The following is an 18,435-nucleotide window of genomic DNA, read 5'->3' as shown; positions in this document are numbered from 1 at the left end:
TTGGAGAACACCAGCATGAACGCACTTGAGATCCGGGTGTTGAGCGACGATGCTGCGACCATTGCGATGCTCGCTGATCTGTTGATCGAGACGGTCGCCGCGGGCGGATCGCTGAGCTTCATGCATCCGTTGTCGGCGGAGGCCGCGCGGGATTTCTGGCGCAAGTCGCTTGCCGCAGCCGCGCGCGGCGAAAGGGCGGTGCTGGGCGCATGGCAGGATGGGGTGCTTGCAGGAACCGTCACGCTGCTGCTCGACTTTCCGCCCAACCAGCCGCACCGCGCCGAGATCGCGAAGCTGATGACCGGACGGGACCACCGCGGCAAAGGCGTCGCGACCCGTCTGATGCGCGCCGCGGAAGAACTGGCGGTCGAGAAAGGCCGCACGCTGCTCGTGCTGGATACGGCAAGCGAGGAGGGCGCGGCGGGGCTTTATGAGAAGCTCGGCTTCACGCTGACCGGCGAGATCCCCGACTTTGCGCTGAAGCCGCATGGCGGGCTGACTGGGACGCTGATCTACTGGAAGCGGATAGGGAAAGATCGATAGCCATCAAGTTGCGACCATGTGGGCCTTCCCGAAGCTCAAGGCGGGATAGATGGAAGCCCGTGGCGGGCTTCCATCTATGGAAAGCGTCCGGCCTCAAGCCTTGTGGTAGACCTGCTGCAGCCCATACACCGGGGTAGGCAACCCGACCTGCCTGGCCTTCAGCTGCAGCGCAAGATACTGCGAATAGTGGCGCGACTGATGCAGGTTGCCGCCGTGGAACCACAGCGCCTCCTGCTGCGTCGGCTTCCACATGTTGCGCTGCTCGCCTTCCCAGGGGCCCGGATCCTTGGTGGTGTTGGACCCGAGCCCCCAGACCTTGCCGACCTTGTCGGCCACCTCCTGCGAGATGAGGTCCGCAGCCCAACCGTTCATCGAGCCGTAGCCGGTGGCATAGATCACAAGGTCGGCCGGCAATTCGGTGCCGTCGACGAATTTGACGCCGGTTTCGGTCAGTTCCTGCACAGCGGCTCCCGGCCCGCTCTTCAGCTTGATCGAGCCGTCGATGACGAGGTCGCAGGCGCCGACATCGATGTAATAGCCGGAACCGCGGCGCAGATATTTCATGAACAGGCCGGAACCGTCATCGCCCCAGTCGAGCATGAAGCCGGCCTTCTCCAGGTCTTCATAGAATTTCGCGTCACGCTCCTTCATCTGCTGGTAGAGCGGAATCTGGAATTCGTGCAGGATGCGGTAGGGCAGGGACGCGAAGATCATATCGGCCTTGCGCGTCGTCATGCCGTTCTCGACCGCCTGCTCGGAGTAGAGCGCGCCAAGCCCGATATCCATCAGCGTGTCCGACTTGACGATGTGGGTGGATGACCGCTGCACCATGGTCACGTCGGCGCCGCCTTCCCACAGCGCCGCGCAGATGTCGTGCGCCGAGTTGTTGGAGCCGATGACCACCACCTTCTTGCCGCGGTATTTGTCCGGGCCGGGATGGGTCGAGGAGTGCTGCTGCTCGCCCTTGAAGATGTCCTGGCCCTTGTATTTCGGCCAGTTCGCCTTGCCCGACATGCCGGTCGCCAGCACCAGCTGCTTGGGCTTGAGCACGATCTCGTTGCCGTCGCGCTCGACGACGACCGTCCATTCCTTCGTCTTCTCGTCGTATTTGGCGGATTTGGCGGTGGTGGAGTTCCAATAGTTCAGCTCCATCACCTTGGTGTACATTTCCAGCCAGTCGCCGATCTTGTCCTTCGGCGCGAAGACCGGCCAGTTCTTCGGGAAGTCGATATAGGGCAGGTGATCGTACCAGACCGGGTCGTGCAGGCAGAGCGACTTGTAGCGCTTGCGCCAGGAGTCTCCGGGACGCTCGTTCTTCTCGATGATGATAGTGGGCACGCCGAGCTGCTTCAGCCGGGCGCCGAGCGCGATACCGCCCTGACCGCCGCCGATGATGACGACATAAGGTTGCTTCGTATGGCCGAGCTCGGCAATCTCGTCGTCGCGCTCCTCGCGCCACGTCTTGCGGTCCTTGCCATGCCCGTGCTTGGCGCCGAGCGGACGACTGAAGCCCGCTTTCTCCTCATGCCCTTTCAGCTCCGCCATTGTGGTGAGCAGGGTCCAGATCAGGTCGCCCTTGAACCGCACAAGGCCAAAACCGCGCGCGACGCTTGCCTCGAAGGTGATCCAGGCGGTGATGACGCCGCTATCCTCGGTCGCTTCCTCGCCCTTGGCCACCGCCCATGCGGTCGGCTTGGTGTTGGCCAGCGTCGCTTGCAGCATGTCGCGAACCTGGTCCTGGCCTTCCATGGTCTTCAGGTTCCAGGTGTAGGTGACGAGGTCGCGCCAGTAGCAGTCGGCCTGGAAACAGTTGACGGCGCTGTCGATGTCGCCGGTTTCCAGCGCCTTGCCGAACTTGTCGAGCAGCGCCTGTGCCTTGGTGGTGGGTGTTCTCTCGAGCATTTGTTCTCCTCCACTTGCTAGAGTGCGTCATGAGCAGCAAGCGGCGTGCCAACCGTGGCGCTCATCTGGTGCTATCAATGGAATCAATCTGTTAGGACGCTCTTGCGGCGCCTTGCCTGTTGCATTTTCTGTTGCATGCGCTGCGGCGCGCCACAGCCCTTGCAACTTTAGTTCGGCGCCTCCAGTCGCAGGCGCTTCATGCGGCGATGGACCGTGGTGCGGTCGACGCCGAGACGCCGCGCGGCTTCGGAAATGTTCCAGCCGGTCGCCGCCAGCACGGCCAGCAGGGCTGCGCGTTCTTCCTCGGGCGAGGGGGCGCGCAACGCGACCAGGCTGGCGGAAGGCGCCGGGGGCGCCGTGCGGGCCGTGGCGAAATCAGGCAGGTCGGAAGGCTGGATCGTCTCGTCGTCGCAAAGCGCCACCGCTAGGTCCACGGCGTTGACGAGCTCGCGGATGTTGCCCGGCCAGCCATGACGGATCAGCGCCAGCCGCGCCGCCGGCGACAGTTTTGCCGCCCGACCGGCAAGGCGCGCGCGCTCGCCGATCAGCCGTTCCAGCAGCCATTCGAAATCGGTGCGCTCGCGCAGCGCCGGCAGTGTCAGCGAGGCGGCGTTCAGCCGGTAGAACAGATCCTCGCGGAAACGGCCCTCGGCAACCAGTCGGCGCAGGTCGTGGTGCGAGGCGGAGATGATCTTGATGTCGACAGGCCGAGGTGCTGTGCCGCCGACCGGGATCAGTTCGCGCTCGGCGATCACCCGCAGCAGGCGCGATTGCAGCGTGTAGGGCATATCGCCGATCTCGTCGAGGAAAAGCGTGCCGCCGTCGGCGCTCTCGATCAGGCCCTTGCGTCCCTTGGCCGTGGCGCCGGTAAAGGCGCCGGCCGCGTGCCCGAACAGCTCGCTCTCGATCAGGTGTTCGGGAATGGCCGCGCAATTGATGGCCACGAACGGGCCGGAACGCCCGGAGCTGTCATGGAGCGCGCGGGCGAGATATTCCTTGCCGGAACCGGTCTCGCCATGGATCAGGATCGGGATGGTGGTGCGCGCCAGCTTGGCGGCCCGCGCCTGCATGGCCGCCATGGCCGGATCGCCGCCGGAAAGCTCGGCGATCGGTTTCGGCAGCGCCTCAACAGGTGTGCGGCGTCCGCTCGACGGCTGCGGCTCGATGGCATGCGCAAACAGCGCGCTGCCGTTGCGGCCGAACACCAGCCGCTCCTCGGTCGGGCGCCCGCGCGTCAAGTTCGGCAAGTCGTCGATATCCATGTCGAGGTAACGCGAGATCGGCTGACCGATCGGCGAGGAGAGCCTCCAGTCGGCGCCGCCGGCCTGCGCCAGAAGCAGCGCTCCGCCGCGCGTGGTGCCGAGGATGCGGCCCGAGGCATCGAGCGCCACCGCTGCCTCCGGATCGACATCGAGGAATTCGGGCGAGCGCGAAAAGCGCAGCACCCATTCCGAATGCATCTGCGCCATCAAATTGGCGAGCTCGATGCGCCGGGCAGACGCCGTCACCAGGTGAAGGGCAAGGTTCTGGCTGACTTTCGGCTGCGGCGAGCGCAGCAGCGATATGTCGAGCACGGCGGTCAGTTCGCCCTTGGTGACGAAAATCGGCGCGGCGGTGCAGGAGAGCGGCGTGTGTGTGGTATCGAAATGGTCGGTCTGGTGAATAGTCATCGCCTCGCCGGTGACGATGCAGGAGCCGACGCCGCAGGTTCCAGTGCGGCTTTCGGACATTCGGAGCCGAGATAGAGACCGGCCGTGCGCAACTGGTCCATGAACAGCGGGTCGCCGAGGAAATCGACGGTGACACCTTTCGCGTCGGCCAGCAGCAGGACGTAGTTCTGGCCGGCCACCTGCTTGAACAATGTGTCCAGCCCGCTGCGGGCAATGGCGATCAGTCTTTCGGACTGCTCGCGATGCTCGCGCAACTGGGTATCGGGCACGATGTAGGCTTCCGTCGGACGTGCCGGGTCGAGCCGATGCGTATCGATGCAGCGCAGCCAGGATTGAACCACGATATCGTCGCGGACCGATCGCGCGCCGGACAGCACCTCTTCGATCTCGCGGATATGCTCCCGTTCGCCAGCCATGCGTCCTCCTCGCAGCCAACGTCACATCATGGTGCATGTCGTGTCCCAAACCGCTCCACCCTTGCGGGCGACATGCATCGGCACATACTGGTGCCTCGGCGGCGGGCGCTCAACTGTACTATGGTAGCGCGAAACAGCGCCGTTTCTCACAGGCGGGTGAATTCGCGCCGGACCCCATTGACGAGCCCGCGTTTTCGCCCTTATTGTCCGCGCCCATGAAAACGGCACTCATTCTCGTAGGCTGGCGCGTGGGCAAGGCGGTGTAACCGCCGGGCGAAAACCTCCCATGCGCACCACACAGGCTCCCTCGGGGGCCTTTTTTATTGCCTCCAATCCAACTAAACGACCAGCAATCGCCAGATGGCGAAACAGTACGGGACCAGACCGATGAGCAACGGACAGAACGAGCGGCGCGAAATGACGGGTGCCGAAATGGTGGTGCAGGCGCTGAAGGACAATGGCGTCAAGCACGTCTTCGGCTATCCGGGCGGCGCGGTCCTTCCGATTTACGATGAAATTTTTCAACAGGACGATGTCGAGCACATCCTGGTCCGGCACGAGCAGGGCGCCGGCCACGCGGCCGAGGGCTATGCGCGCTCGACCGGTAAGGCCGGCGTGCTCCTGGTGACGTCCGGCCCCGGCGCCACCAATGCGGTGACGCCGCTGCAGGACGCGCTGATGGATTCCATCCCGCTGGTCTGTCTCACCGGCCAGGTGCCGACCTCGCTGATCGGCTCCGACGCCTTCCAGGAATGCGACACGGTGGGCATCACGCGGCCCTGCACCAAGCACAACTGGCTGGTGAAGGACGTCAACGATCTAGCCGCCACCATCCATGAAGCCTTCCATGTCGCGACGACAGGCAGGCCCGGCCCGGTCGTGGTCGACATCCCGAAGGACGTGCAGTTCGCCAAGGGCATCTACGTGCCGCCGCAGACGGCGCCGCGCACCAGCTACCAGCCGAAAGTCCAGGGCGACCTGGAAAAGGTGAAGGCTGCCGTCGAGCTGATGGCCGGAGCGAAGAAGCCGATCATCTATTCGGGCGGCGGCGTCATCAATTCCGGCCCGGAGGCCAGCCATCTGCTGCGCGAGCTGGTCGACCTCACCGGCTTCCCGATCACCTCGACGCTGATGGGTCTCGGCGCCTATCCGGCATCGGGCAAGAACTGGGTCGGCATGCTCGGCATGCACGGCACCTACGAAGCCAACATGGCAATGCATGATTGCGACGTGATGATCTGCATCGGCGCGCGCTTCGATGACCGCATCACTGGCCGCCTCAACGCGTTCTCGCCGAACTCGAAGAAGATCCACATCGATATCGATCCGTCCTCGATCAACAAGAACGTCCACACTGACGTGCCGATCATCGGCGATGTCGGCCGTGTGTTAGAGGATCTGGTGCGGCTGTGGCGGGCGACCGCCAAGACAGACAAGAAGGCGCTCTATCCGTGGTGGGAGCAGATCGCGAAATGGCGCGCGCGGGATTCGCTGGCCTACAAGATGAACAGCGACGTCATCATGCCGCAATATGCAATCCAGCGGCTCTATGCGCTGACCAAGGACATGGACACCTACATCACCACCGAGGTCGGCCAGCACCAGATGTGGGCGGCGCAGCATTATCATTTCGACAAGCCGAACCGCTGGATGACGTCGGGCGGCCTGGGCACGATGGGCTATGGCCTGCCGGCGGCGCTCGGCGTGCAGATCGCGCATCCGGATGCGCTGGTTATCGATATCGCGGGCGACGCCTCGGTGCAGATGACCATGCAGGAGATGAGTTCGGCGGTGCAGTATGAGGCGCCGATCAAGATCTTCATCCTCAACAACCAGTATATGGGCATGGTGCGCCAGTGGCAGCAGCTGCTGCATGGCAACCGGCTGTCGCATTCCTACACCGAGGCGATGCCGGACTTCGTCAAGCTGGCGGAGGCCTATGGCGGCCACGGCATTCGTTGCGACAAGCCGGACGAGCTCGACGACGCGATCCGCGAGATGATCTCGGTGAAGAAGCCGGTTCTGTTCGACTGCCGCGTGGCGACCTTGGCCAACTGCTTCCCGATGATCCCTTCGGGCAAGGCGCATAACGAGATGCTTCTGCCCGACGAGGCGACCGACGAGGCGGTGGCCAACGCCATCGACGCCAAGGGCAGGGAACTGGTTTAGAGCATGATGCCGAAAAGTGAGAAGCGGATTTCGGGCAACATCATGCTCCATCCATAACACTAGCCACAAAGGCGGGGCTGTCGCGAGAAAGCCGTGCGCAAACTGAGAATTAGCTCAAAAGTCTGAAATAGAGATTCATGTCATGAACGCACAGCTCCAGCCGACCGGTTCGGCTTATTTCATCGCCAAGGAAACCGAGAAGCCGGAAACCCATACGCTTTCCGTCCTGGTCGACAACGAACCGGGCGTTCTCGCCCGCGTCATCGGCCTTTTCTCGGGCCGCGGCTACAACATCGAAAGCCTTACCGTTTCCGAGACCGAGCACGAGAAGCATCTGTCGCGCATCACCATCGTGACGCGCGGCACGCCGCATGTGATGGAGCAGATCAAGCATCAGCTCGAGCGCATCGTGCCGGTGCACCGGGTGGTGGACCTGACCGTGCGCTCGCATGAGCTGGGACAGGAGCGGCCGCTGGAGCGCGAACTCGCGCTGGTCAAGGTCGCCGGCACGGGCGACGCCCGCGTCGAGGCGCTTCGGCTTGCGGACGCCTTCCGCGCCTCGGTCATCGACGCCAACACCGAGCATTTCATCTTCGAGATCACCGGCAAGGGCTCCAAGCTCGACCAGTTCATCGCCATCATGAAGCCGCTTGGCCTGGTCGAGATCTGCCGCACCGGCGTCGCGGCGATGAACCGCGGCCCGCAGGGGATGTAAGCAAGGCAGACATCGCTCGCACCGCTTCAATCGTTTCTCTGGCCCGGCAGTCGTCCATCTTGGCGGCCTTTCGGATCGGTGGACAGCCCGGTCGGATCCCCTGTTACCCGGCTGCCTAACCATTGTGCACTGCACATTAAATCTTCGTAATGCCGCGTTTTGGCCCTTTTCCGCCAAAGCCGTGTCCTATCTATTCGGCGAAATTCGCGGCGAACGACCGTGGATCGAGCTAGGATGGACCACCGGGATCGGCGTGTCGGGTAGAGGGCTTGTTTGTCGATGCGCGGAAAAATTGCCTTTGCAGTTGTTGCGGTCGCCTGTCTGGCGGCCGCGGGGCTCTATTATTCGCCCACAACGCTGGCCTGGGTCCAGCAGCTGATTTCGGGCAAGCAGGCTGACGCGAGCGACAAGACGGCGAGCGGCGACAAGACGGCCGGCGCCCCGGACAATGCGAAAGGCGACAATGCGAAAGGCGGCGGTCCGCGTTCGGCCTCGATCGTCTCCGCCGTCGCGACCACCGCCGATTTCCCGATCCGGCGCTATGCCATCGGCTTCGTCTCGTCACCGGAGGTGGTCAACATCAATGCCCGTGTTTCCAGCCAGATCGTGTCGATCGCGGTCAAGGACGGGCAGATGGTCAAGGCCGGCGATCTGCTCATTTCGCTCGATGATCGCGCGCTGAAGGCGCAACTCGCCAAGGATCAGGCGACGCTCGCCAAGGACCAGGCGATGCTGGTGAGCGCCCAGGCCGACCTGCAGCGCGCCAAGGACCTTGTCGCCAAGCAGGCCGGCACGCAGCAGACCTACGACCAGGCGCTGGCGGCGCAGAAAGCCGCGGCCGCGACCATCGATGCCGACAAGGCGACGATGGACGCCGATACCGTGCAATTGAGCTACGCGACCATCACGGCGCCGATCTCGGGCCGGCTCGGCGCCGTCAACGTGTCGGTCGGCGATCTCGTCACCACCAGCAATGGCAGCTCAAGCAATTCGACGCCGCTGGTCACCATCACGCAGATGGACCCGCTGCAGGTGAATTTCACGCTGCCGGAAAGCAACCTCGCCCTCTTGCACAAGGCGCTCGCCGACCCGCAGCAAGGCAACGTGACGCTGACCAAGGACGGTGACCCCACGCCCATCGGCAAGGGCACGCTCGACTTCGTCGATTCCGGCGTCGATACCGCTTCCGGCACCATCGCCACGCGGGCGAGCATACCCAACCCGGATCTTTCGCTGTGGCCGGGGCAATATGTGAATGTGGTGCTCGATGCCGGCACGATGCCGCACATGACCTCGGTGCCGACGGTCGCGGTGCAGCCCAGCCAGAAGGGGCCCTTCGTCTATGTCGTCAAGCCGGACAACACCGTGGAGATGCGTCCGGTGCAGGTGGCGCTGACGGAGGGCCAGTACAGCGCCATCAGTGATGGTCTCAAGAGCGGCGAGAAGGTCGTCGTCGAGGGCCAGACACGGTTGAAAGACGGCGCGGCGGTGCACGAAGGCAAGACCGCCGGATCCGGTGACCAGGCCAAGGTCGCGGAGGCAGACAAGGCCGACGGGGCTGCCCAATGATCTCCGAATTCTGCATTCGCAGGCCCGTCGCCACGCTGCTGATGTCGTTCGCCCTCATTCTGGGCGGTATCTTTGCCTATAAGTTCCTGCCGGTGGCGGCTCTGCCGAGCGCCGAGTTTCCGGTGGTCAATGTTTCGGCCAGCCTGCCCGGCGCGTCGCCGGAGACGATGGCGACATCGGTGGCGACGCCGCTGATCAAGCAATTCGCGACGATCGCCGGCATCGATTCGATCTCGACCACCAATTCGCTCGGCCAGACCTCGATCGCCATCCAGTTCGTGCTGAACCGCGACATCGATGCCGCCGCCGCCGACGTGCAGGCGGCGATCGCGCGAACGCAAAGATCGCTGCCGCCGGAAATGACCTCGCCACCGAGCTATCGCAAGGTCAATCCGGCCGACGCGCCGATCCTTCTGATGTCGCTGGTCAGCGACACGGTCCCGCTGACCGATCTCGACGCCTTCGCGGAAAACGTCATCTCGCCTTCGCTGTCGACCATCGACGGCGTGGCCCAGGTGTCGATCTTCGGCCAGCAGAAATACGCGGTGCGCATCCAGATCGATCCGTCCGCACTTGCCGCGCGCGGCATCTCCATCGATCAGCTGCAGGCGGCGATCGCCTCGGCCAACAGCAACACGCCGCTCGGCGTGCTGCAGAACAACAAGCAGCAGTTGACGATCACCGCCAACACGCAGCTGACCAATGCCGCCGGTTTCTCCAACCTCATCATCGCCACGAAGAACGGCCATCCGGTGCGGCTGGGCGAGGTGACCCGCGTCGTCGATTCCGTGCAGACCACGACAACGGCGAGCTGGTATGACGGCACCCGCGCGATCATCATGGCGGTGCAGCGCCAGCCCGATGCCAACACCGTCGACGTCGTCGACAAGGTCAAGGCGATGCTGCCATCCTTCCAGGACCAGATGCCGGCCGTCGCCCAGATCAAGCTGCTCAACGACCGCTCGACCTCGATCCGCCAGGCCGTCGACGACGTTCAGTTCACGCTGCTGTTGACCATCGCGCTCGTGGTGATGGTGATCTTCGTCTTCCTGCGCCGGGTGACGGCGACGATCATCCCGGCGGTGGCGGTGCCGATCTCGCTGATCGCCACACTTGGCGCGATGTTCCTGTTCGGCTTTTCCATCGACAACATCTCGCTGATGGGACTGACTTTGGCCGTCGGCCTCGTCGTCGACGACGCCATCGTCATGCTCGAAAACATCTTCCGCCACATGGAAGAGGACGGGCTGTCGGCCTTCGACGCCTCGCTGAAGGGCGCGCGCGAGATCGGCTTCACCATCATCTCGATCTCGATCTCGCTGGTGGCGGTGTTCATTCCCGTGCTTCTGATGGGCGGCGTCATCGGCCGCATCTTCAACGAATTCGCCGTCGTGGTGACCGTCGCCATCCTGGCCTCGATGTTCGTCTCGCTGACGCTGACGCCGATGCTTTGCTCGCGGCTGCTGTCGGTGACCAAGGCGGATCGCGAGGCGCATGGCGCCGGCAGGCATGACATCGTCACCCGTGCCTATGACTGGCACTTGAGCTTCTGCCTGCGCCACACCTTCCTGATTTTCCTGGTCTTCATCACCACTGCCGCGGCGTCGGTGTGGGTGATCCAGGTTTCGCCGAAGGGCTTCTTCCCGCAGGAGGATATCGGCCAGATATCGGTCACCACCATGGCGCGCCAGGACATCTCGTTCGACGCCATGGCGAAGCTGCAGGGGCAGGTGGCCAGCGTGTTCTCGAAGTCGCCCTATGTCGACCATGTGGCCTGGTCGGCCGGCAGCGGCAACAACGCGCTCAACCAAGGCCAGCTTTTCGTCCAGCTCAAGGGCAAGGACCAGCGCCCCAACATCGACAAGGTGCTCTCGGATCTGAGGCGCCAGCTGGCCGGCGTGGCGGGCATCGAGACCTATATGCAGCCGGTGCAGAACCTGCGGCTCGGCTCGCGGTCGTCCGCCAGCGCCTACCAGCTTGTGGTTCAGGGGCTCGATACCAAGCAGACCGACGTCTGGGCACAAAAGCTCAATGATGCCATGGCCGCGGACCACACGGTGTTCACCGACGTCACCAGCGACCTGCAGAACAACGCCTTGCAGGCATCGCTTGTGATCGACCGCGACAAGGCCGCCCAGCTCGGCATCGACACCGACACGCTGCGCTCCGCGCTTTATGGCGGCTTCGGCACCGACCAGGTCTCGACGATCTTCGGTTCGGCCGACAGCTATGAGGTCATCACCGAGCTCGACCCCAAGATCGAATGGTCGCCGGAACACATGCTGGCCATCCAGATGCGGACGTCGAGCGGCACGCTGGTGCCGCTGGGCGCCTTCGCCCGCGTCGACCGCACGGCCGGCGCCCTGACGATCAACCAGCTCGGACAGCTGCCGGCGGTGACGATCTCCTACAACCTGCCGCAGGGCGTGTCGCTCGGCGACACGGTGACCCGCATCGACCAGCTCAAGGAACAGATCGGCATGCCGACAGCGATCTCGACCAGCTTTGCCGGCACCGCCAAGACCTTCCAGGATTCGCTGGCCAACCAAGGTCTGCTGATCGGCGGTGCGATTCTCACGATCTATATCGTGCTCGGCATGCTCTATGAGAGCTTCATCCATCCGCTCACCATCCTCACCGGCCTGCCGTCGGCGGTGCTGGGCGCGGTAGTGGCCTTGCGCTTCGCCGGCATGGATCTTTCGGTGATCGCGGTGATCGGCATCCTGATGCTGATCGGCATCGTCAAGAAGAACGGCATCATGATGGTCGACGTCGCGCTGGAGCTGAGGCGACAGGGCATGTCGGCGAAGGAGTCCATCCACAAGGCCTGCCTGATGCGTTTCCGGCCGATCATGATGACGACGCTGGCCGCGCTGATGGGTACCTTCCCGATCGCGCTCGGCACCGGCGCCAGCGCTGAATTGCGCCAGCCGCTCGGCATCGCGGTGGTCGGCGGCCTGCTCGCCTCGCAGGCGCTGACGCTGTTCGTCACGCCGGTGATCTACGTCTATTTCGAGAATTTCTCGGGCTGGCTGCTCAGCTTCTCGTCGAAGAAGAGCCAGCCGGCGCTGCATGTAGTGGAAGGCGGCGAGCAACCCTCACTGTTCGACGGCGAGTCGGAACCGAAGAAGGTGGCGGCCGAGTAGGAGCACAATCCCGAAAAGTTGCAGACTTTTCGGACAAGATCATGCCTCAGAAAACAAACCTGGAGCGAAGCCTCAGTTTCGCTCCAGTTCCGCTGGCCCAAGGCGTGGCGCTTGCGGCCAACGGCAGCCGATCCTAGTCTCGGGGCATGACCCACGATCATGACCACGACAACGAGCTCGATCCGTTCGCGGCGCGCGTGCGCGCGCTGGAGACGATCCTGACCCAGAAAGGCCTGATCGATCCGGCGGCCATCGACGTCATCGTCGATACCTACGAGACGAAGATCGGCCCGCGCAATGGCGCGCGGGTGGTGGCGAAGGCCTGGAACGATCCGGCTTATGCCGAATGGCTGAAGCACGACGCCACCGCCGCCATCGAATCGCTTTCCTATACCGGCCGCCAGGGCGAGCACATGCAGGCCTTGTTCAACACCGAGGAGACGCACAACCTCGTCGTCTGCACGCTGTGCTCGTGCTATCCGTGGTCGGTGCTCGGCCTGCCGCCGGTCTGGTACAAGGCGCCGCCTTACCGCTCGCGGGCGGTGATCGATCCGCGCGGCGTGCTCGAGGAATTCGGGCTGACGCTGCCCAAGGACAAAAGAATCCGCGTCTGGGATTCAACCGCCGAGCTTCGTTACTTGGTGGTGCCGATGCGGCCCAAGGGCACGGAAGGCTGGAGCGAGGAGCAACTCGCCGGGCTGGTCAGCCGCGACGCGATGATCGGCACGGCGCTTGCCAAAGAGCCGGAAGGAGAGCCGGCATGAACGGGCCGCAGGATCTCGGCGGACAGATGGGCTTCGGGCCGGTCGCGCCCGAGAAGGACGAGCCTTATTTCCACGCCGCATGGGAAAGGCGGGCGTTGGGCGTGACGCTCACCGCCGGCTCCATGGGTGCCTGGAACATCGATGAAAGCCGGCATGCCCGGGAATCGCTGCATCCCGCCGACTACTATTCGTCGAGCTACTACCAGATCTGGATCAAGGCACTGGAAACGCTGCTGAAGCGCCATGGCTTCGTCACCGAGCGCGACCTTGCCGCCGGCAGAGCGGTCGATGCGGCCTCGACGCCGAAAACGGTGCTCAAGGCAGCGGATGTGCCGGCGGTGCTCGCCAAGGGAGGGCCGTGCGACCGGCCGGTCGCCACGCCGGCGCGGTTCCAAGCGGGCGACCGGGTGCGCACCAAGAATTTCAACCCGACCGAACATACGCGCCTGCCGCGCTACGCGCGCGACAAGAACGGGAGGATCGAGGCCGTTCGGGGCGGCTTCGTCTTTCCGGACAGCAACGCACATGGCAAGGGCGAGAACCCGCAATGGGTCTATACCGTAGTGTTCGACGGGGCCGAAATCTGGGGCGAGGGCGCCGATCCGACGCTCAGCATCTCGATCGATGCCTGGGAGAGCTATCTTGAGCCGGCATGAAGGCGCCTTGCCGGCGGGCTTCGACGAGCCGGTCTTCGCCGAGCCGTGGCAGGCCGAAGCCTTCGCCCTGACCGTTGCGCTGCACGGCAAAGGCCTGTTTTCGTGGAGCGAATGGGCGGAGGCTCTGTCCGCCGAGGTGAAGCAACCTGGCGCGGCGAGCGACGGGCATGATTACTACGAGCACTGGCTGGCGGCGCTGGAGAAGCTGCTGGCGGTCAAGGGCGTTGCCGGCAAGAATGATGTCGATGCGCTCGCCGCCGCCTGGGAACGCGCCGCCCATGCGACGCCGCATGGCAAGCCGATCCTGCTCGAGAATGATCCGGGCGCTAGCCGGTAAACTTTGTTCTCTTTACGTTCCTATTTCCGGCTGATAGCCTGGGCTATCGAAGGTGGCGCTTTGTCGCCGACAACGGTCGGTATTGCGGCCAATCTTGTCTTTCGCTTGCGAATCCGGTCTGTCGCACTGATGGAATTTTCTCCCCAACAGGATGAGGCTCTGAAGGCAGTCGGACGCTGGCTCAAAGATGGCCGGCCGCAGGTCTTTCGGCTGTTCGGCTATGCCGGCACCGGCAAGACGACGCTGGCGCGCTATTTTGCCGAGCATGTCGACGGCCAGGTGCAGTTCGCCGCCTTCACCGGCAAGGCAGCGCAGGTGCTGCGCTCCAAGGGGGCGACCAACGCCCGCACCATCCATTCGCTGATCTATAGACCAAAGGGTGAGGAATCGGTCGAGGACGAGGTGACCGGCAAGACCTCGATGTCGCCGACCTTCTCGCTGAACCGGCAAAGCCCGATTTCGCGCACCAAGCTCGTCGTCATCGACGAATGCTCGATGGTCGACGAGCAGCTCGGCCGCGACCTGCAGAGCTTCGGCACGCCGATCCTGGTGCTGGGCGATCCGGCGCAGCTGCCGCCGATCTCGGGCGGCGGCTTCTTCACCGAACACGAGCCGGATGTGCTCTTGACCGAAATCCACCGCCAGGCCCGCGACAACCCGATCATCCGGCTGGCGCTCGACGTGCGCGAGGGCCGGGAATTCATGCATGGCGACTACGGCACGGCGCAGGTGATCGGCAGGGAAGCGGTCAACCAGGACCTCGTGCTCAAGGCGGACCAGGTGCTGGTCGGCACCAACCGCACGCGCCGGCGCTACAATCAAAGGCTGCGCGAGCTGAAGGGGTTCAACGCCGATTTCCCGCAGGCCGGCGACAAGCTGGTCTGCCTGCGCAACGACCCGGCCAAGGGGCTGCTCAACGGCTCGCTGTGGAAGGTGATGACCTCGTCACGCGAGACGGTGAAGCCCGGCATCAACCTTCTGGTCTCGCCGGAGGAGGACGATCCCGACCGCGGCGTCGCCAAGATCAAGCTGCTCAAGGCGGCGTTCGAGGATCCGGATGCCGAGATCCCCTGGCAGCAGAAGAAGCGCTTCGACGATTTCGACTATGGCTATGCGCTGACCGTGCACAAGGCGCAGGGCTCGCAGTGGAACGACGTGGTGCTGTTCGATGAGAGCTGGGCCTTCAAGGAGACCCGGCAGCGCTGGCTCTATACGGCAATCACCCGCGCCGCCGAGCGGTTGACAATCGTTCGCTGAGATTTTTGGCCATCAGGTCGGCCTCGCGCCAAGCCACTGCCAGGCGGCTTCCTCATCGTCGACATCGAAGCGTCTGACTTCGAAAGGCAGCGTTTTGGGGAACACGCCCGCGACGAGGGAGGCCCAACTCGGCTCGCCGATGACCGCGCAGCGCACGACATGTTCCATCGCGTCGGCCACGCCCTGCCGGAGCGTGTCCTGCTTGATATTGGCCCAGTCGACGCTTTCCTCGTCGGTCAGCCTGATCAGCACGTCGATCCTCGGATGCAGCGCGTAGGCGGCTTCCAGCAAGCCGAACAGGTTCTCCGCATCGGCCGGCGAGACATCGCCGACGACGTCGATGGCGAAAAGCGCGTCGCGGTTGGTCTCGATGCGGCGGATGGCCGGCACGGCTTCAAGGAAATTCACTGCAAATCCTCACCTTAGCCTCCAACTGTCCCCTGGAACACGCGAAACCCCCTATCTGTTCCCGTCAAAGGCGCTATAGATGCCCGCCGATCCACTGGACCCCAGCTCATGCCCGCCAAGCTCTCGGTCAATCTCAACGCCGTCGCCATGCTGCGCAACCGCCGCGACCTGCCGTGGCCGAGCGTCATCGGACTTGGCCGCATTGCCCTTGCCGCCGGCGCGCATGGGTTGACGGTGCATCCCAGGCCCGACGAGCGGCACACAAGGCATTCCGACCTGCCGGAGATCAGGGCGCTGATCGACGACGAATTCCCAACGGCGGAGTTCAACATCGAGGGCTACCCGACCGAGGATTTCCTGGCGCTGGTCGAGAAGAACCAGCCTGAGCAGGTGACGCTGGTGCCGGACGACCCGGCGCAGGCAACCTCCGACCATGGCTGGAACTTCGTCGCCCAGGCGGCGTTCCTCACTCCGATCGTCAAGCGGTTGAAGAAAAGCGGATTCAGGGTGTCGCTGTTTTCCGATGCGGTTCCAGACGGGGTCAATGCGGCGCGCGACACAGGCGCCGACCGCATCGAGCTCTATACCGGGCCCTATGGAGGTTTCCATTCCGATTCGGCAAAAGCGGCCAAAGAGCTGGAAAGACTGGGAAAAACCGCCGACGCCGCATTCAAGGCCGGGCTCGGCGTCAATGCCGGACACGATCTGACCGTCGAGAACCTACCGCCATTGGCCAAACGCATCCCGGCATTGGCCGAAGTATCGATCGGACATGGGTTGACAGCCGATGCGCTGGAGTATGGCATGGCCGGCACGGTCGGGCGGTTCTTGAAGGCCTGCGGATGGTAGGGGACTTTGGGTAGTTTCGGCAGTCTTGGTGTGTCGCGCTCGTCGCGGTTGCCTCGGAGCGTGACGAATTCGGTAAAGTGGGGTTCATGGTGCTAGCCAACGCCAGCGAAACGGAATCCCTCGAACGCTCGGGCCATGCCGAAACCGAGCGGCAGCACAGCACTAAGGTGCTCATGCTTGGCGCGCTGGGCGTCGTCTATGGCGACATCGGCACGAGCCCGATCTACGCCTTTCGCGAGGCGCTGCACGCGTCTTCGAGTTCGGTTGCCCGCAATGACGTACTCGGCGTGCTGTCGCTGATCGTCTGGGCGCTGACGATCATCGTCACGATCAAATATGTCGCCTTCGTGCTCAGGGCCGACAACAAGGGCGAGGGCGGCACGCTGTCGCTGATGGCGTTGGCGCGCAGCGCCTATCCCCCGGGCTCCAGGCTCATCCTGGTGATCGGCCTTTGCGGCGCGGCGCTGTTCTTCGGCGATTCAATCATCACCCCGGCGATCTCGGTGCTGTCGGCGGTCGAGGGCCTGGAAGTCGTCACGCCTGCGCTCGATGCCTTCGTGGTTCCGATCACGCTGGTCATTCTGGCGGTGCTTTTCGCCGTGCAGCGCTTCGGCACGGGCAAGGTGGCGGCGGTGTTCGGGCCCGTGACGGCGACATGGTTCGTGGCGATCGGCGCGGCCGGTGTCTACCATATCGTCGACGATCCGTCGGTTTTCTTGGCGATCAATCCATATTACGCGATCTACTACCTGGCCACGACGCCGACCGGAGCCTTCGTTACCGTCGGCGCGGTCTTCCTGGCGGTGACCGGCGCGGAGGCTCTCTATGTCGACCTCGGCCATTTCGGCCGCAAGCCGATCGTGATGGCCTGGTTCGCAATCGTCTTCCCGTGCCTACTGCTGAATTATTTCGGCCAAGGCGCCTTTGTGCTCTCGCATGGCGGCAAGCCCACCAACCCGTTCTTCCAGATGCTGCCCGAATGGGCGCTGATGCCGATGGTCGGCCTAGCGACAGCGGCCACGGTCATCGCCAGCCAGGCCGTCATTTCCGGCGCCTTCTCGCTGACTAGGCAGGCGGTGCAGCTCAACCTTCTGCCGCGCATCGAAGTGCAGCACACGTCCGAGATGCAGAGCGGCCAGATCTATATGCCGAGGGTCAACCTTCTGGTCGCGCTTGGCGTGATGCTTCTGGTCGTCGGCTTCGGCAGCTCGAGCGCGCTTGCGTCGGCCTACGGCATTTCGGTGACCGGCGAGATGCTGATGACGACTATCCTTTTGTTCGTGGTGATGCGCTGGCTGTGGAAATGGCAGGTTGCGACCGCACTGGCCCTGGTGGTGCTCTTCGGCGTCATCGATCTCGGTTTCTTCTCGGCCAATGTCGTCAAAATCGTCGAGGGCGGCTGGGTCTCGATCACTGTCGCCTCTCTGATGGGGCTGATTATGTGGACCTGGATCCGCGGTAGCCGCTACCTGTTCGACAAGACGCGCCGCAACGAGATCCCGCTCGACTTCCTGGCGGCGAACCTGCTGAAGAAGAAGCCACAGCTGGTCTCAGGCACCGCCGTGTTCCTGACCAGCGATCGGCTCAGCGCGCCGACGGCGCTGATGCACAGCCTGAAACACTACAAGGTGCTGCACGAAAAAACGTCATCCTGTCGGTGGTGACCGCGCCGCAACCGATCGTGCCCGACAGCGAGCGGGTCAAGCTGGAGACGGTCAACGAGCTGTTCATGCGCGTGACGCTGACCTTCGGCTATATGGAGCAGCCCAACATTCCGCGCGCGCTGGCCATCTGCCGCAAGCAGGGCTGGAAGTTCGACATCATGACGACGTCTTCTTCCTGTCGCGGCGCTCGCTGAAGGCTTCACCCAATTCCGGCATGCCGATCTGGCAGGACCGGCTGTTCATCGGCTTGGCCAAGACGGCGGCGGACGCGACGGAGTATTTCCAGATCCCGACCGGACGCGTCGTGGAGATTGGCACGCAGGTCGCCATCTGACAGACTGCGCCGCATCGGTCGGAACAGTGCCGAAGG

Annotated in this window: 12 protein-coding genes and 2 pseudogenes; 11 read left to right on the top strand and 3 right to left on the bottom strand. The window is 63.8% G+C overall.

The genetic code is table 11. The features are described 5' to 3' along the window. Positions 1-15 precede the first annotated feature (15 nt). Positions 16-543, top strand: a complete 528-nt coding sequence (locus EJ068_RS03680) for a GNAT family N-acetyltransferase (protein WP_127251569.1) — start codon at positions 16-18, stop codon at positions 541-543. Between the two features lie 93 nt (positions 544-636). Here EJ068_RS03680 and EJ068_RS03675 read toward each other — a convergent pair whose 3' ends face one another. Then, entirely contained in the window at positions 637-2,445 is a 1,809-nt protein-coding gene (locus tag EJ068_RS03675) for an NAD(P)/FAD-dependent oxidoreductase (RefSeq protein ID WP_127251570.1), read from the bottom strand. Between the two features lie 167 nt (positions 2,446-2,612). Beyond that, positions 2,613-4,531: pseudogene (locus tag EJ068_RS03670) on the bottom strand (sigma-54-dependent Fis family transcriptional regulator). 387 nt (positions 4,532-4,918) lie between these two features. On the opposite strand from EJ068_RS03670, the gene EJ068_RS03665 reads away from it, so the two are divergent. The 8 genes from EJ068_RS03665 (at position 4,919) to EJ068_RS03630 (ending at position 15,144) form a co-directional block, all read left to right on the top strand. Next, positions 4,919-6,700: an acetolactate synthase 3 large subunit gene (locus EJ068_RS03665; RefSeq protein ID WP_127251572.1), complete on the top strand. Its 1,782-nt coding sequence runs from the start codon at positions 4,919-4,921 to the stop codon at positions 6,698-6,700. Between the two features lie 142 nt (positions 6,701-6,842). Beyond that, positions 6,843-7,415 carry an acetolactate synthase small subunit gene (gene ilvN, locus EJ068_RS03660; protein ID WP_042644054.1) on the top strand — a complete coding sequence of 191 codons (573 nt, stop codon included), beginning with the start codon at positions 6,843-6,845 and terminating at the stop codon, positions 7,413-7,415. A gap of 279 nt (positions 7,416-7,694) precedes the next feature. After that, the gene (locus EJ068_RS03655) at positions 7,695-8,984 is read left to right on the top strand and encodes an efflux RND transporter periplasmic adaptor subunit (protein ID WP_127251573.1); all 1,290 of its coding nucleotides are present in this window, start codon (positions 7,695-7,697) and stop codon (positions 8,982-8,984) included. Continuing rightward, positions 8,981-12,130, top strand: coding sequence for an efflux RND transporter permease subunit (locus tag EJ068_RS03650; RefSeq protein WP_129554475.1), 3,150 nt, complete (start codon positions 8,981-8,983; stop codon positions 12,128-12,130). Before EJ068_RS03655 ends, EJ068_RS03650 begins: the two co-directional genes overlap by 4 nt. Before the next feature lie 146 nt (positions 12,131-12,276). After that, positions 12,277-12,894, top strand: a complete 618-nt coding sequence (gene nthA, locus EJ068_RS03645) for a nitrile hydratase subunit alpha (protein WP_127252723.1) — start codon at positions 12,277-12,279, stop codon at positions 12,892-12,894. Further along, positions 12,891-13,550, top strand: a complete 660-nt coding sequence (nthB, locus tag EJ068_RS03640; RefSeq protein WP_129554474.1) for a nitrile hydratase subunit beta — start codon at positions 12,891-12,893, stop codon at positions 13,548-13,550. The genes nthA and nthB overlap by 4 nt, the downstream gene beginning before the upstream one ends. Then, a complete protein-coding gene (locus EJ068_RS03635) occupies positions 13,537-13,887 on the top strand; it encodes a nitrile hydratase accessory protein (protein WP_127252725.1) in 351 nt (116 codons plus the stop codon). The genes nthB and EJ068_RS03635 overlap by 14 nt, the downstream gene beginning before the upstream one ends. A 129-nt stretch (positions 13,888-14,016) precedes the next feature. Next, complete coding sequence (locus EJ068_RS03630) at positions 14,017-15,144, top strand: ATP-dependent RecD-like DNA helicase (RefSeq protein ID WP_127252726.1); 1,128 nt, start codon at positions 14,017-14,019, stop codon at positions 15,142-15,144. Between the two features lie 12 nt (positions 15,145-15,156). On the opposite strand, the gene EJ068_RS03625 is transcribed toward EJ068_RS03630, so the two are convergent. Further along, positions 15,157-15,552, bottom strand: coding sequence for an STAS/SEC14 domain-containing protein (locus EJ068_RS03625; RefSeq protein ID WP_126082070.1), 396 nt, complete (start codon positions 15,550-15,552; stop codon positions 15,157-15,159). Between the two features lie 108 nt (positions 15,553-15,660). Here EJ068_RS03625 and EJ068_RS03620 point away from each other — a divergent pair, with 108 nt between their 5' ends. Together EJ068_RS03620 and EJ068_RS03615 are read left to right on the top strand one after the other, a co-directional pair. Continuing rightward, a complete protein-coding gene (locus EJ068_RS03620) occupies positions 15,661-16,401 on the top strand; it encodes a pyridoxine 5'-phosphate synthase (RefSeq protein ID WP_127252727.1) in 741 nt (246 codons plus the stop codon). A gap of 86 nt (positions 16,402-16,487) precedes the next feature. Continuing rightward, positions 16,488-18,399 (top strand): annotated as a pseudogene (locus EJ068_RS03615) (potassium transporter Kup). The last annotated feature ends 36 nt before the right edge of the window (positions 18,400-18,435 follow it).

Origin of the sequence: Mesorhizobium sp. M2A.F.Ca.ET.043.02.1.1 (assembly GCF_003952405.1) — a bacterium.
Lineage (GTDB): Bacteria > Pseudomonadota > Alphaproteobacteria > Rhizobiales > Rhizobiaceae > Mesorhizobium.
This window is presented reverse-complemented; position numbering and strand designations above follow the sequence as displayed.